We start from the raw sequence: 15,797 nt of genomic DNA, 5'->3' as shown, positions 1-15,797 counted from the left end.
TCAGCGCTCGTTGCGCTTTTTTTGCTTGGCCCGGGCAGGTCCGGGCTGACCGAAGCTGGCGACCTCGGGGTCTTCGTACAGCTCCTGCTTGGCGCGTTGAGCCTTGATATCGGCACGCGATGGGCGTTTGGGCGCAGTCTTGCCGGCGGGCTTGGCAGGCGCGGCATCTGCCGCATCCACAGGCGCCGCGGCTTTGACTTCTGCGCCCTGCTGAGCCCAGACAAAGAATTCGTGATTGCCGTCGCCGCCCTCAATGGGCGAATCCAGCCACTGCTTGACCGTCAGGCCCAGGTCTTCAAGGCAGCCGCGAATGCGCTGCTCCACTTCGGCATACAAGGCCTTGTCGCGCACGATGCCGCCCTTGCCGATCTGGCCGGGTTGCAGCTCGAACTGGGGCTTGACCAGCATCAGCAGCTGACCATGGGGCTTGAGAGTCTGCACCACGGCAGGCAGCACCAGCGTCAGCGAGATAAAGGACAGGTCGCCGGTCACCACATCGAAAGCCGGTGTGATGTCGATGTTTTCGGTGCCTGCCCGGCGGCGCAGCTCCACGGGAACAGAGCCTTCGGCCTTGGCTTTGGCCTTGGCGGCGCGCTCAGCCTTGAAGTTCTCGACGTCTTGCTCCTTGGCATCGTCGCTGTCGTCATAGTCTTCATCGACCTGACCGCCATTGCGCATCCAGGCATAGGGGGCGACGGGCTGGGTGTCGTTGTCCTCTTCTTCCTCGATGACTTCGCTGAGTGCCTCGTCGCAGGCTTTCTCCAGCAGCTCGGGCGTCAGCGCACGGGCATTGAAGCCTTCGACGCAGACCACGCGCTCGTCATTCTTCAGGCGCTCGTGCAACTGAGCATGGCCCACGTCGATGCCGATGACCTGGGCCGCACCGGCCTGCAGCAGGCAGTCGGTGAAACCGCCGGTGCTCTGACCCACATCCAGGCAGCGCAGCCCCTTGACGGCAATACCCGTGGCGGCCAGCGCCCCTTCAAGCTTGAGGCCGCCGCGCGAGATGTATTTGGCCTCTGCAGCGTCCAGCAGCTGCAGCTCGGCACCGGCAGGAATATCGTCGCCGTTCTTGGCGACCTTCTTCCAGGGAGCCAGAGGCGTCAGGCGCCATTCCACGCCTGAGGCAATCAGGCGCTGGGCCTGCGAGCGTGTCGAAGCATGGCCTGCTTCCACCAAAAAAACATCTGCGCGCATAGCGTCGCTTCCTTTGAAATAAACCGGCGCCAGGCACTGCACCCAAGTGCAGCGGGCAAAAGAAATCTTTTTAGATAGCTGCTTGCGATTGCCTTGCTTGCCATTCAGATAGATATCCATCTGAAATCAATGACTGACAAGCGCAAGAAGCTATCAAATAAATCAACACAGCTTCGATACAGGCGCGCTCCAAGCTCAGGACAGCGAGCAAGAGCCGCCTCGCGGCGAAGCTGTCGTCCCCCTCCCCTAGCGCGAAGCGCGTAGAGAGAGGGGCGAAGGCGCAAAGCGCCTCAGGGGGTGACCGCTACGATCAGTAGCGGTATGTCTCCGGCTTGTAAGGGCCTTCCTTCTTCACGCCGATGTAGGCGGCCTGTGTATCGGTCAGCTCGGTCAGCATGGCGCCGACCTTCTTCAGATGCAGGCGGGCGACCTTTTCGTCGAGGATCTTGGGCAGCACATAGACCTTGCCCACTTCGTAGGCGTCGGGGCGGGTGAACAGCTCGATCTGCGCCAGGGTCTGGTTGGCAAAGGAGTTGGACATCACAAAGCTGGGGTGGCCGGTGGCGCAGCCCAGGTTCACCAGACGGCCCTTGGCCAGCAGTGTGATCTTCTTGCCGTCGGGGAACTCGATCTGGTCCACCTGGGGCTTCACTTCTTCCCACTTGTACTTCTCGATCGAAGCCACATCGATTTCGTTGTCGAAGTGACCGATGTTGCAGACGATGGCCTGATCCTTCATGGCCACCATGTGCTCGTGGCGGATGATGTCCTTGTTGCCGGTGGTGGTCACGAAGATGTCGGCCTTGTCGGCAGCGTATTCCATGGTCACGACCTTGTAGCCTTCCATGGCGGCCTGCAGGGCGTTGATGGGGTCGATCTCGGTCACCCAGACCTGGGCCGACAGCGCGCGCAGAGCCTGGGCGGAGCCCTTGCCCACGTCGCCGTAGCCGGCCACGCAGGCCACCTTGCCGGCGATCATCACGTCGGTGGCGCGCTTGATGCCGTCCACCAGCGATTCGCGGCAGCCGTAGAGGTTGTCGAACTTGGACTTGGTCACCGAGTCGTTCACGTTGATGGCGCGGAACAGCAGTGTGCCCTTGGCCGACATTTCGTTCAGGCGGTGCACGCCGGTCGTAGTCTCTTCGGTCACGCCCATGATCTGGGCCGACTTGCGGCTGTACCAGGTGGGGTCCACGGCCAGCTTGGCCTTGATGGCGGCAAAGACGATGCGCTCTTCTTCCGAAGTGGGGTTGGCCAGCACGGACAGATCCTGCTCGGCGCGCTTGCCCAGGTGCATGAGCATGGTGGCGTCGCCGCCGTCATCCAGGATCATGTTGGGGCCTTCGTTCTCGGTACCCTTGGCGCCGAATTCGAAGATGTTGTGCGTGTAGTTCCAGTAGTCTTCCAGCGACTCGCCCTTGATGGCGTAGACCGGCACGCCGGTTTCGGCGATGGCGGCAGCGGCATGGTCCTGGGTCGAGAAGATATTGCACGAAGCCCAGCGCACGTCGGCACCCAGAGCCGTCAGCGTCTCGATCAGCACGGCCGTCTGGATGGTCATGTGCAGCGAGCCGGTGATGCGCGCGCCCTTCAGGGGCTGCTTCGCAGCGAATTCTTCGCGCACGGCCATCAGGCCGGGCATCTCGGTTTCGGCAATCTTGATTTCCTTGCGGCCCCAGGCGGCCAGGGAAATATCGGCGATGGCCGAGTCAGCGGGGTTGAAGCGCACAGCAGCGTTCATGGTTTTCTCCAAAAATTGAATGAAAAACCACGTTCTGCGGCAGAAGGAGGAAATGCCATCTCACCGCACAGAAAGCGTGGGTGAGCGTCGTTGCGGGATGAAATCCGAGCCTCACGCCCCGCTGCCGCCCCGTGGTGATCGGGACTGGGGAACGCTGCAACGCTCCTCGGATGGTCGGCAATTATAAGGGAATCAGGCTTCCAGCCCCGCCAGTCGATAACCGACTTGCAGCTCGGTCATCAGATGCAGGGGCTGGGCGGCATCGACCTCGATCTTCTGGCGCAGATTGGCCATGTGCACGCGCAGATAGTGGGGGCGGTCCAGATATTCGGGACCCCAGACCTGCAGCAGCAGCTGGCGGTGCGTGAGCACCCGGCCCTGTCCAGCAATCAGTGCGGCCAGCAGACGGAACTCGATAGGCGTCAGGTGCACGGCCTGGCCGGCGCGTGTGACCTCGTGCGTGGCCAGATCCACCACCACCTCGCCAAAATGTGCCTGGGTACAGGGTTTGTCGGCAGCGGTCGCCTGCCGCCGGCGGCGCAGCATGACGCGCAAACGCGCCAGCAGCTCGGGCACGCCAAAAGGCTTGGTCAGGTAGTCGTCGGCCCCGGCGTCGAGTGCGGCGACTTTTTCCTCCTCACGCTCGCGCGCCGACAGTACCAGGATGGGCATTTGGCTCCAGCTACGCAGCTCGGCAATCACGGTTTTGCCATCGGCATCGGGCAGGCCCAGATCCAGCACCACGGCATCGGGCTGGCGGCTGGCCGCATCGATCAGGCCGCGCCTGGCGGTTTCGGACTCGGACACCTGCCAGCCCTCGTCCTCCAGCGCCAGGCGCACAAAGCGGCGAATGCTGGGGTCGTCTTCAATCAACAGAATGCGGGGGCTGGTAGCGGGCATGGAGGAAATTATTCACCGAGATCGTCATCGAGTTGTGGCTGCTTCGGCACGGGCAAACGAATGCTGAACACCGTGCCTGCGGCGGAGGACTCAGCCTGCAGGCTGCCGCCATGGGCCTCGACAATGCGCTGGGCCAGCGTCAGCCCCAGACCCATGCCCGAGACCGCAGATTCCGTCACCCCGCGCATGAACGGCTCGAACAACTGTTCGGCCGCCAGGTGCCCGGGCAGGCCCGGCCCGTTGTCCTGCAGCACCAGCAGACAGTCCGTACCTTCGACCTGGGCGCTGATGGTGATGGTCGTGCCTGCGGGCGTGTACTTGGCGGCATTGTCCAGCAGATTGACCAGCACACGCTCCATCAACACGGGATCGACCTGCAGCAGCGGCAGATCGACGCCAAGCCGGGTCTGCACCAGATGCCCCTGCAGCCGGCCGCGCAACTGCTGCAGGGCACTGCCCACCAGCTCTGCCACGGGCAGCCATTCGCGCTTGAGGTGCACGCCTCCCTGCTGCAGGCGCGCCATGGCCAGCAGATTGTCCACCAGTTGCTGCAAGGCCTGGGCCTGGTTGTGGATCTGCTCCAGCATCTCGTGCGCCACACCCTGGCCCGCATGGGGCAGAGCCGTCTGCGCCGCCCCCAGAATGCTGGTCAGCGGCGTGCGCAAATCGTGCGACACGGCCGACAGCAAGGTATTGCGCAGCCGCTCGCCCTCCATGGCCACCTGGGTCTGCTGCGCCACCTCGACAAAGTGCACGCGCTCCAGCGCCAGCGCGATCTGGCTGGCACAGGCGTCCAGCAGGCGCCGCTCCTCGGGCACATCCAGCTGTTGCGGCTTGCGCAGATGCAGGACCAGCACGCCGCGCACGCGTACCGGCGCCATCAGCGGCACATACAGGGCCGGAGATGCGGCCAGCGTGTCCGTGCCCTGTCCGGCCGGCTGGCCGTGCTCCATGCTCCAGCGTGCAATGCTGGTGTCCATGCTCCCCTCGCTGCCGGCCACCGCGTGCAGGCTCTCCTGGGCATCGGGCAGTTGCAGCCCGGTCTGCGCATCGAATACGCCAGAAACCGTGGACAGTGCAATCTGCGCCACCTGCTCCTGGGTAAGCGCACCCGACAAATCGCGCGCCAGCCGCGCCAACGCCCCGGCCCGGCGCTCGCGCTCGGCCGCCACGCGCGCCTCGTGGCGCAGCCGCGCCATGAGCTGGCCGCAGACCAGGGCCACACCCAGCATCAGGCTGAAGGTGAACAGGTATTGCGTGTCGTTGACCGAGAACGAATCTCGCGGCGGGACGAAGTAATAGTCAAAGCACAGCACGGCCAGCAAGGCGGCCCAGGCACCCGGACCGCGCCCCCAGCGCAAGGCGGAGAGCACGACCACCAGCAGGAACAGCATGACGACGTTGGCCGGCTCGAACACCTGCAGCAGCAGTTCGGCCACCGCCGTAGCGGCAAAACAGGCCAGGGTCGCACCCACGTAGCCCACCCATGCAATCGGCTTGCGATCGATACCGGGCTTGCGCGCGGCGCTCTCATTCTTGGGCAATGGCGGAGATAGCACCAGCACGTCCAGCCCCGGGTCCAGCCGCGCAATCTGCTCAGGCAGGCTGGCCGCCGCCCAGGGCAGCCAGCGCGATACGCGGCGCTGCATGCGCGCCAGCACCAGATGGCTGGCATTGCGCTCACGCGCAAACGCCACCAGGGCCTGCGCCACGTTGGCGCCGGGAATCGTGGCCGTGTCGGCGCCCAGGCGCGCAGCCAGAGCCAGGGTCTTGAGCACGCCCTCCTGCGCCCGGCGTGGCCGGTGCTGGCGCTCGGGCGCATCCACATAGACCACCATCCAGTCGGCTTCCAGCCGCCGCGCCAGGCGCGCCACCTGGCGCACCAGCGCATCGTCGCCGGCATGGCCTCCCACACCCACCAGCAGCCGTTCGCGTGCCGGCCAGACATCGCCGATGGAGCGCTCGCGCCGGTAGTCGCGCATGTCCTCGTCGACACGGTCGGCCGTGCGCCGCAGCGCCAGCTCGCGCAGCGCCAGCAGATTGCCCAGGCGAAAGAAATTGTGCGAGGCGCGCTCGGCCTGCTCCAGCGGATAGACCTTGCCCGCCTTGAGGCGCTTGAGCAGCTCCTCCGGCGGGATGTCGACGACGATGACTTCGTCTGCGTTGTCGAAAACCTGGTCGGGCACGGTCTCATGCACCTTGATGCCCACGATGCCACCCACCACATCGTTGAGGCTTTCAAGGTGCTGCACGTTGAGCGTGGTCCAGACATTGATGCCGGCAGCCAGCAGCTCCTCCGCATCCTGGCAACGCTTGGGATGGCGCGCACCCGGCACATTGCTGTGCGCCAGCTCGTCCAGCAGCAATATCTCGGGATGGCGCTGCAGCGCGGCATCGAGATCGAACTCGGACAGTTGCCGCCCCTGGTAGGGCAGATGCTGGCGCGGCAACTGTTCCAGGCCATGCAGTTGCTGCTCGGTCTCGGCCCGGCCATGCGTTTCCACCAGCCCCACCAGCACTTCATGCCCTGCCTGACGTTCGCGCTGCGCAGCCGCCAGCATGGCGTAGGTCTTGCCCACGCCAGCGTTGGAGCCGAAGTAAATGCGCAGCTTGCCGCGCGTGGCAAGATGCTGCTCGGCCTGCAGCTGGGCGACCAGCGCGTCGGGATCGGGGCGCGGGGCAAGGGGTGGGGAATGGCTTATGGGCATCGGGCTATCAGCGTATCACTCGCTTGCAGAGAAACAAGACGGATGCACGGCTCAGAAGCCCGCGCTCAGGCCAAGCACCAGGCCGCTGCGCCCCAGGCTGCGCAGGCGCCCCTCGCTGTTGGCTGCGCTGTAATAGCGGGCATCGGCCGATGTCCCCACCCAGGCTGCCGACGCCGTCCACGCCCCCCAGGTCTTGGCCAGGGACACACGCCAGTCGGCGTAGGAAACTTCGCCGTAGTTGCGCACCAGGGTATAGCCGCCATGCACGCCCAGCGTGGCCCAGTCGCCCAGCGGATGCTGGTAGTTCAGGTCCAGGTACTGGCTGCCCCGGCTGCTGCCCGCCGGTGCGAGCGCCGTGGCAAAGGCCGAGCCGGCCGTGCTCTCGCGCAGGCCGAAATACGGCGTCAGCGCCAGCGACCATTTGACATTGAGGCCACCATGCGTGGCGCCCAGATAGGCTTCCGTGGTGTCAAAGCGCTTGCTGCCGCCGTCCGGCGTTGCCAGCCTTGCGCCCGGGTAGCGGTAGTGCAGCAGGCCGGCATCCAGCTGCCAGCCGGGCGCCACATCGCCGCGCCAGCCGCCATAGATATCGTTCTCCAGCCCTTCGCCGCGGCCATAGCTGTGGGTGGACACGTTGGTCAACGAGGTGCCCAGATAAAAGCCCCGCGGCAGCGTCAGCTCCACCCCGCCCTGCACGGCGGCGGCGCCCCAGGTTTGCGAGATGCCGCGAAAGCGGTAGTCGGACAGCAGGCTCAGGCTGCCGGTGATGGGCAGACCGGCCTGCGCCTTGTCCTGCACTGCTTCAGGCATGGCGGCCGGATCCGGTTTTTCCTGAGCTGCAGCGATGTGCAGCAACAGAAATCCAGAAACGGCCAGCAACGCCGCCACTGCCAGGACGCGGGAAGATACATGCGAAGTCACACGTGAAGCCACGAAAGATGCTTGGAAAGATTTGCACATGATGGGAAAACGAGAGCCAGGACTCCCCCTTCCCTGCAGGGGGAGCCCGAAGAACCATGAGGAGAAAGGGCCCGCACCCGCTACAGCCCCTGCCAGCGGGGCTGTAGCGGCAGCGCTCAAACCAGACCCAGAACCGTGAGGAACATGTCGATGAGCTTGATGCCCACGAATGGAACGATGAGACCGCCCAGACCGTAGATCAGCATGTTCTGGCGCAGCAGCGCGGCGGCACCTACGGCGCGGTAGCGCACGCCGCGCAGGGCCAGGGGCACCAGGGCGATGATGATCAGTGCGTTGAAGATCACGGCGCTCAGGATGGCCGAGTCGGCGCTGTGCAGCTGCATCACGTTGAGCGAGGCCAGTTGCGGATAGGTGCCCACGAAGGCGGCAGGAATGATGGCGAAATACTTGGCCACGTCGTTGGCGATGCTGAAGGTGGTCAGCGCACCGCGCGTCATCAGCATCTGCTTGCCGGTTTCCACCACCTCGATGAGCTTGGTCGGGTTGCTGTCCAGGTCCACCATGTTGCCGGCCTCCTTGGCCGCCTGGGTGCCGCTGTTCATGGCCACGGCCACGTCGGCCTGGGCCAGGGCCGGGGCATCGTTGGTACCGTCGCCGGTCATGGCCACCAGGCGGCCCGCGGCCTGGTGGCTGCGGATCAGGCGCAGCTTGTCCTCGGGCGTGGCCTCGGCCAGGTAGTCGTCCACACCGGCCTCGGCGGCGATGGCCGCCGCCGTCAAGGGGTTGTCGCCGGTAATCATCACGGTCTTGATACCCATGCGGCGCAGCTCGGCAAAGCGCTCGCGCATGCCGGGCTTGACGACGTCCTTGAGCTCGATCGTTCCCAGCACGCGGGCTCCGTCAGCCACCACCAGCGGTGTGCTGCCCTTGCGCGAGACATTGTCCACCGCCTGCGATACGGCGGCGGGGAACTGCCCGCCCAAGGCCTCGACATGGCGCCGCACCGCATCGGCTGCACCCTTGCGCAAATGGCGCGGCCCCTGGGAGGTGGACAGGTCCACGCCGCTCATGCGCGTCTGTGCGGTAAAGGGCACGAACTCGGCCTGCAGCTCGGTGGCGCTACGCTCGGCCAGACCGTGGCGCTCCCTGGCCAGGGCTACCACGCTGCGGCCCTCGGGCGTTTCGTCGGCAATCGAGGCCAGTTGCGCAGCCTCGGCCAGCTGCTGCACCGACACCCCGGGCGCCGGCACAAAGTCGCTGGCCTGGCGGTTGCCCAGCGTGATGGTTCCGGTCTTGTCCAGCAGCAGCACGTCCACGTCGCCCGCAGCCTCCACGGCACGGCCCGAAGTGGCAATCACATTGGCCTGCATCATGCGGCTCATGCCGGCCACGCCGATGGCCGACAGCAGACCGCCGATGGTCGTGGGAATCAGGCACACCAGCAGCGCCACCAGCACGGCAATACCGACCACGGAACCCGCGCCCGCCTGCCCCACGGCAAAGGCCGAGAACGGCCACAGGGTCACGATGACCATCAGAAAGACCAGCGTCAGGCCCACAAGCAGAATGGTCAACGCCAGCTCGTTGGGCGTCTTCTGGCGCTTGGCCGATTCGACCATGGAGATCATGCGGTCCAGGAAGGACTCGCCAGGGTTCACCGTGACTTCCACCACCAGCCAGTCCGACAGCACGCGCGTGCCGCCCGTGACCGAGGAGAAGTCGCCGCCCGCCTCGCGGATCACGGGGGCCGATTCGCCGGTGATGGCGCTTTCGTCCACCGAGGCCACGCCCTCGATCACCGTGCCGTCCAGCGCAATCGTGTCGCCGGCCTCCACGAAGATGACCACGCCCTTGCGCAGCTCGCTGGCCCGCAGCGGAATCCAGGAGCTGCCGAAGCGTGGCTGCTGCAGCACCTTGGCCACGGTATCGCGCTTCATGCTGCGCAGGCTGGCCGCCTGGGCACGGCTGCGCCCCTCTGCCAGGGCTTCGGCGAAGTTGGCAAACAGCACCGTGAACCACAGCCACAGCGCAATGGCCAGCGCAAAGCCTGCGCCCTCGTTGTCTGCGGCAGACGCAGGCTCACGCAGGTCCTGCACCCACAGCAGCGTGGTCAGGATGGCGCCCAGATAGACCACGAACATCACGGGATTGGCCCACTGCGTGCGCGGCGAAAGCTTGCGCACCGCGTCGAACAGGGCCTCGCGCACCAGGCGCGGTTCGAACAGGCTAGCGCCTGCCTTTACTTTATGGCTGTTCATGGCTTACTCCTTGGTCGCAGCGGATGGGTTCAGCGCATCCAGCGCCAGATTGAGCCGCAGCACATTCACGCGGGGCTCGCCCAGCAGACCCAGGGTGCGCCCCTGTGTGGCCTGCGTCACCAGTTGCCGCAGTTGTTCCTGGGGCAGTTGGCGCGCCTGGGCCACGCGTGGTAGCTGTAGCATGGCGTTCGCCACCGAGATATGCGGGTCCAGCCCCGAGGCCGACGCCGTCACCGCGTCCACGGGCACGGGGGCATCGGCGGCCAGGCCGTTGCCTTCGCGGTACTGCGCCACGCGGGCGGCTACCGTCTCGGCCAGATCCTTGTGCGTGGCGCCCTGGTTGCTGCCGCCGGACTGGCCGGCGTTATAGGGGGCAGCCACGCTGGCGCCTTCCTTCTCGGGGTCAGGCGCCGTCGTTGCGCTGGGCCGGCCGTGGAAGTAAGTGGCACCCGCGAACTGTTGGCCGATCAGGGCCGAGCCCACGACCTGGCCGTTGCGCTCTATCAGGCTGCCGTTGGCCGCATGCGGCAACAGGGCCTGGGCCACGCCGGTGGTCGCCAGCGGATAGGCAATGCCGGCCACCAGCATCACGGCCACGGCCGCGCGCACGCTGCTGGCCACCAGGCGGCCCCAGGAGGCCGGAGACGATTCAACATCCGCCACCGAAGCCACCGGTGCGCAGAGGGAAAGAGAAGAGGATTTCATGGTTTTGCTCCCAGGCTCCCGGCGCACTGCAGCACCGGGAGCCATCCGCAGGAATTCAATACATCAGGAATAGAGCTGGCCCACCAGCATTTGCAGATGCTCCACAACAGGCCCCAATGCCAGCGCCGGCAGGAAGGTCAGCCCGCCCACCACCAGCACCACGAACACCAGCAGACCCATGAACAGCGGCGAGGCCGTGGGGAAGGTGCCGGGGCCCGCAGGCACCGTGGTCTTGGCCGCCATGCTGCCGGCCACGGCCAGCATGGGCAACAGCGTGAGAAAGCGCCCCACGATCATGGCCAGGCCCAGCGTGACGTTGAAAAACGGCGTGTTGGCGTTCAGCCCCGCGAAGGCCGAGCCGTTGTTGGCCGTGGCCGAGGCATAGGCATAGAGAATCTCGGAGAAGCCGTGGGGGCCGTGGTTGTTGAGGCTGGCGGAGGCGTCTGGCCACAGCAAGGCCAGCGCCGTGAAGCCCAGGATGCTGGCCGGCTGCGCCAGCACCGAGAGCATGACCAGCTTGATCTCGCGCACCTCGATCTTCTTGCCCAGGAACTCGGGCGTGCGGCCTATCATCATGCCGGCCAGAAACACCGTGAGGATGGCGTACTGGATCAGGTTGATCAGGCCCACGCCGTCGCCGCCGAACACGCAGTTGAGCATCATCAGCGCCAGCGGCGTGATGCCGCCCAGCGGCGTGAGCGAATCATGCATGGCATCGACCGAACCCGTGGTGGCCGCCGTGGTGGCCGTCACGAACAGGGAGGTGTCGACAATGCCGAAGCGCAGCTCCTTGCCTTCCATATTGCCGCCGCTCTGGGTCAGGCTGTACTGCTGATCGGCTCCGGCGCGCGCCAGCAGCTGGCTGCCGTTTTGCTCGGCCACGAACACCAGGCTCAGAAAGCCGATGAACATCACCATGCAGGCGCCATACAGCACCCAACCCTGGCGGCGGCGCAGCAGCATGGAGCCGAACGCATAGGTCATGCTGGCCGGAATCAGCATCATGCCCAGGATGTGCAGCACATTGGTCAGCGGCGTGGGGTTCTCGAACGGGTGGGCGGCATTCGCATTGAAGAAGCCGCCGCCATTGGTGCCCAGGTGCTTGATGCTTTCCAGGCTGGCCACGGGCCCTGTCAACAGCTGCTGGCGCGCGCCTTCCAGCGTGGTGTCCAAGGTCTCGGTGTGTAGCGTCTGCGGAATGCCTTGCCAGACATAGACCAGAGCCAGCACAAACGACAGCGGCAGCAGCACGCGCCAGAAAACGCGCACATAGTCCACCCAGTAGTTGCCGATGTCCTTGCTGCTGGAGCGTGCCAGGCCCCGCACAAAGCCTGCGCCGGCCGCCACGCCCGTGGTGGCACCGGCAAACATCAGAAAGGTGATGACCGCCATCTGCGTGGCATTGGTGAGACTGCTCTCGCCCGCATAGGCCTGCCAGTTGGTATTGCTGATAAACGAGGCTGCGGTATTGAAGGCCAGATCGGGCGCCTGGGCTGCGATCTGCAGCGGATTCAGCGGCAGCCAGCCCTGCAGCCGCAGGATCAGATAGCCCAGCAGCATCATGGCCGCGTTGGACAGCAGCAGGGCCGCGCCGTAGCGCTGCCAGCCCATGTGCTCGCCAGGGTTCACGCCCAAGGCGCGATAGCTGAGCCGCTCCAGCCAGGTGTGATGGTCGCTGGTGAAGCAGCGCGCCAGCCACTGGCCCATGGGAATGGCCAACAGCGTCAGAACCGCGAGCACTGCGGCAAATTCCATCCAGGGTAACCACATGATGTGCTCCCTTTCAGATGCGCGTCAGCGCGCGCACAAAGCCCAGCAGGCCGACAAAGCAGGCGACCGTCAGGCTCACGAAAACAAGGTCTTGCAGCACTTGCATGGCAGCCCCCTCAGAAATTTTCGGGGCGCAGCAGCGCATAGCCCAAATAGGCAAACAGCCCCAGCGCCGTCAAGGCGGCCAGGGCTTCGATCCAGGTGATGGTCATTTCATTCCTCCCGCAAGCCGTTCACGCGGCTTGATTGCGATGGAGGAACTGTAGAAATCCACCCGTCAAGAGCGGGTAGAGATTGACGCCGGAGATATCAAGACGGCATCAAGATGCTGTTTACACGCGGCTCGTCTGCGCACCGGCCGCCTGCTGAGCCAGCCACTGCACGCGCAAGGCCAGCGCAATCACCAGCGCCAGCACCAGCAGGGAGACGGAGCCCACACCATTCCAGCCCCAGCGCGACCAGAACCAGCCTGCGCCCGCCCCCAGCACGCTGGAGCCCATGTAATAGCCCCAGAGGTAAAGCGATGAGGCATGGCCCTTGGTCTGCGTGGCCAGCCGCCCTACCCAGCCGCTGGCCACAGAGTGCGCCACGAAAAAACCGGCTGTCAGCAGCACAATGCCGACCACGATGACGGCCAGAGGCTGAAACAGGGTCAGCACCACACCCGCAGCCATCAACAAGGCCCCCGCAACCAGCACCGGACCACGACCCAGACGGTCCGCGAGGCCGCCGGCCACGGGCGAAGCCACCATGCCGAACAGATAGGCGTAGAAGATATGGCTGATCTGCAGCTGGCTCATGTTGTAGGGCTCTGCGCTCAGCAAAAAGCCTGCGTAGTTGTAGATGCTGACAAATACGCCCATAAGGCCAAAGGCAATCAGAAACAGCAGCGGCAAGCCCTTGTGACGCAGATGCCGGCCCCATGCCTGCAGGTGGTAGCGGGCGCCCAGCCCGCTTTTCCTGATGAAGTTGCGCGAGTTGGGCAGCAGCCAGACAAAGCCCACTGCGGCCAGCAGATCCAGCACCGACAACGCGGCCATGGCATGGCGCCAGCCCCAGAACTCGGTCATGGCGCTCATGCCTATACGGCCCAGCATGCCACCCAGAGCTGTGCCCCCCACATACAGGCCCATGGCAAAGCCCAGACCCTTGGGATCAATCTCCTCGGACAGATAGGCCATGGCCACGGCCGGCACGCCGCCGAGCAGGATTCCCTCCAGCGCACGCGCTGCCAGCAATGCATGCCACTGCGGCAGGAACGAGGCCACCAGATTGCACAGCGCCGCCAGCGCCATGGAGATGAACATCAGCTTGCGCCGCCCCAGCCCTTCGGACAGCGCCCCCGCCAGCACGATGGACGCAGCCAGGCAGGCCGTGGAAACCGACAGCGCCAGCGCGCTTTGCGCCGGGCTCACGGCAAAGGTCTGAGCCAGCTCGGGCAGCAGGGGCTGTACGCAGTACAGCAGGGAAAAAGTCGCAAAACCCGCCAGAAACAGGGCCATGCTGACCCGCCAGTACTGCGCCGTGCCACGCTTGATCCATACGGGTGCGGCAGGATCTTGCGGGCAAGTGGGTGAGGATGTGTTCACATCGCGTGGAGCGCTGTTCATGGCGGAAAACGAAAACCTGGAGCAATGCGGCTATTGTGCGCCCCGTCAACAGCCGCATCTGTCACCTGCGGCAGGCAATGCGGGTCACAGGTTCTCAATTCCGCGCCTTCTCCATGAATTGGCCCTGCCGCTAAAATAAGCGCCCTCAAGCCTTACTCACAGGGCTGCTCCGCAGGAGCGCAGCCCTGGTGCAGCAAACGGACCGCTGCACTTTTTGTTGTCACAGCCGGCGTTCTCCGGCTGTATTTACAGCTCTCAATACTGTGTCATACGCCCCAGAAACCCGGCGCCGTCGTACGTTCGCCATCATCTCCCACCCGGACGCGGGTAAGACCACGCTGACCGAAAAGCTGCTGCTGTTCTCGGGCGCGATCCAGATCGCCGGCGCCGTCAAGGGCCGCAAGGCCTCGCGCCACGCCACCTCCGACTGGATGGAAATCGAGAAGCAGCGCGGCATCTCGGTGGCGTCCTCGGTGATGCAGATGAGCTACCGCGACCATGTGATCAACCTGCTCGACACCCCCGGCCACAAGGACTTCTCGGAAGACACCTACCGCGTGCTGACAGCCGTGGACTCGGCGCTGATGGTGATCGACGCGGCCAACGGTGTGGAATCCCAGACCCGTCGCCTGATCGAGGTCTGCCGCCAGCGCAACACGCCCATCATCTCCTTCGTCAACAAGTTCGACCGTGAAGTGCGCGACCCGCTGGACATCATGGACGAAGTCGAGCGCGAGCTGGGCATGCCCTGCTGCCCCATCACCTGGCCCGTGGGCCAGGGCAAGAGCTTCGGCGGCATCATCAATCTGCAGACACAGAGCATGACGGTGTTTGCTGCCGGCAGCGAGAAGCGCCCCGAAGACTTCGAAGTCATCCCGCTGACGGAAGTCGACCGGCTGCGCGCGCGCTTCGGCAAGGCCTACGACGATGCCATCGAGAGCATGGAACTGGCCCAGGGCGCATCGGCCGAATGGGACCACCAGGCGTTTCTGGAGGGCAAGCTGACCCCCGTGTTCTTCGGCTCCGGTGTGAACAATTTCGGTGTGATGGAAGTGCTGAACGCCGTGGTCGATATGTCGCCCCCGCCCGGCCCGCGCGTCGCCTTCACCGAAGTGAACCGCCAGCGCGAAGAAGTCACCATCAAGCCCGAAGACAAGACCTTTGCCGGCGTGGTGTTCAAGGTGCAGGCCAATATGGACGCCAACCACCGCGACCGCATCGCCTTTGTGCGCGTGGCCAGCGGCAAGTACACGCCGGGAATGAAGATGAAGGTGCAGCGCACCGGCAAGGAGCTGCGCCCCACTTCCGTGGTGACCTTCATGAGCCAGCGCCGCGAAGCGGTGGATGAGGCCTATGCGGGCGACATCATCGGCTTCACGATTCACGGCGGCGTGCAGCTGGGCGACTCCATCACAGACGGCCCCAGCCTGCAGTTCACCGGCCTGCCCTTCTTCGCGCCCGAGATGTTCATGACCGTGGTGCTCAAGAACCCGCTGCGCACCAAGCAACTGCAGCAAGGCCTGATGCAGCTGGGCGAGGAAGGCGCGATCCAGGTCTTCAAGCCCGATGTCGGCGGCAACATGCTGCTGGGCGCCGTGGGTCAGTTGCAGTTCGAAGTGGTGCAGCACCGCCTCAAGACCGAGTACGACTGCGACGTGCGCCTGGAAGGCTGCCAGTACACGGGCGCGCGCTGGATCACGGCTGATACCCCGGCCGAGCTGCGCGAGTTCGAGAACGCCTACCCCATGCGTCTGGCGCATGATGCGGCCGACACCCTGGCCTATCTGTGCACCAGCCCCTATGACGTGCGTCTGGCGCAGGAGCGCTTCCCCAAGATCCACTTCCACCCGCTGCGCGAGCATGCGGGGCTGAGCCTGGGCTCAGCGAACTGAGCGCGATCACCCCCTGAGGCGCTTCGCGCCTTCCCCCTCTCTGGCTTCGCCGGAGGGGGACGACGCCCTCGCTGCGGGGCGGCCCTTGCTCGGCG

The 15,797-nt window shown here is 65.2% G+C and carries 11 protein-coding genes and 1 riboswitch; of the genes, 1 reads left to right on the top strand and 10 read right to left on the bottom strand.

Annotated features, from left to right (window positions below):
• From QMY55_RS02935 to QMY55_RS02890, 10 genes are all read right to left on the bottom strand, one after another.
• Positions 1 to 1,197 carry a TlyA family RNA methyltransferase gene (locus QMY55_RS02935; RefSeq protein WP_283487213.1) on the bottom strand — a complete coding sequence of 399 codons (1,197 nt, stop codon included), beginning with the start codon at positions 1,195 to 1,197 and terminating at the stop codon, positions 1 to 3.
• A 310-nt stretch (positions 1,198 to 1,507) separates the two neighbouring features.
• Positions 1,508 to 2,938, bottom strand: a complete 1,431-nt coding sequence (gene ahcY / locus QMY55_RS02930) for an adenosylhomocysteinase (protein WP_283487212.1) — start codon at positions 2,936 to 2,938, stop codon at positions 1,508 to 1,510.
• 75 nt (positions 2,939 to 3,013) lie between these two features.
• Positions 3,014 to 3,112, bottom strand: a riboswitch (S-adenosyl-L-homocysteine riboswitch).
• A gap of 18 nt (positions 3,113 to 3,130) precedes the next feature.
• Positions 3,131 to 3,838, bottom strand: a complete 708-nt coding sequence (locus tag QMY55_RS02925) for a response regulator (protein WP_283487211.1) — start codon at positions 3,836 to 3,838, stop codon at positions 3,131 to 3,133.
• A gap of 8 nt (positions 3,839 to 3,846) precedes the next feature.
• A complete protein-coding gene (locus QMY55_RS02920) occupies positions 3,847 to 6,546 on the bottom strand; it encodes a sensor histidine kinase (RefSeq protein WP_283487210.1) in 2,700 nt (899 codons plus the stop codon).
• Between the two features lie 51 nt (positions 6,547 to 6,597).
• The gene (locus tag QMY55_RS02915) at positions 6,598 to 7,467 is read right to left on the bottom strand and encodes a TorF family putative porin (RefSeq protein ID WP_283487209.1); all 870 of its coding nucleotides are present in this window, start codon (positions 7,465 to 7,467) and stop codon (positions 6,598 to 6,600) included.
• A gap of 155 nt (positions 7,468 to 7,622) precedes the next feature.
• Positions 7,623 to 9,725 (bottom strand): potassium-transporting ATPase subunit KdpB, encoded by a 2,103-nt coding sequence (kdpB, locus tag QMY55_RS02910; RefSeq protein WP_283487208.1) that lies wholly within the window; start codon positions 9,723 to 9,725, stop codon positions 7,623 to 7,625.
• Between the two features lie 3 nt (positions 9,726 to 9,728).
• Entirely contained in the window at positions 9,729 to 10,430 is a 702-nt protein-coding gene (kdpC, locus tag QMY55_RS02905) for a K(+)-transporting ATPase subunit C (RefSeq protein ID WP_283487207.1), read from the bottom strand.
• A 63-nt stretch (positions 10,431 to 10,493) separates the two neighbouring features.
• The gene (gene kdpA, locus QMY55_RS02900) at positions 10,494 to 12,200 is read right to left on the bottom strand and encodes a potassium-transporting ATPase subunit KdpA (protein WP_283487206.1); all 1,707 of its coding nucleotides are present in this window, start codon (positions 12,198 to 12,200) and stop codon (positions 10,494 to 10,496) included.
• Positions 12,201 to 12,316: 116 nt separating this feature from the next.
• Positions 12,317 to 12,412 carry a K(+)-transporting ATPase subunit F gene (kdpF, locus tag QMY55_RS02895; RefSeq protein ID WP_283487205.1) on the bottom strand — a complete coding sequence of 32 codons (96 nt, stop codon included), beginning with the start codon at positions 12,410 to 12,412 and terminating at the stop codon, positions 12,317 to 12,319.
• Positions 12,413 to 12,532: 120 nt separating this feature from the next.
• Positions 12,533 to 13,810 carry an MFS transporter gene (locus QMY55_RS02890; protein WP_283487204.1) on the bottom strand — a complete coding sequence of 426 codons (1,278 nt, stop codon included), beginning with the start codon at positions 13,808 to 13,810 and terminating at the stop codon, positions 12,533 to 12,535.
• Positions 13,811 to 14,073: 263 nt separating this feature from the next.
• Here QMY55_RS02890 and QMY55_RS02885 point away from each other — a divergent pair, with 263 nt between their 5' ends.
• Entirely contained in the window at positions 14,074 to 15,702 is a 1,629-nt protein-coding gene (locus tag QMY55_RS02885) for a peptide chain release factor 3 (protein ID WP_283487203.1), read from the top strand.
• Positions 15,703 to 15,797 lie beyond the last annotated feature (95 nt).

It is taken from the genome of Comamonas resistens (assembly GCF_030064165.1).
GTDB classification, from domain to species: Bacteria; Pseudomonadota; Gammaproteobacteria; order Burkholderiales; family Burkholderiaceae_C; genus Comamonas; species Comamonas resistens.
Note: the sequence above shows the minus strand (reverse complement) of the source record. Positions and strands in the feature narration are given on the sequence as shown.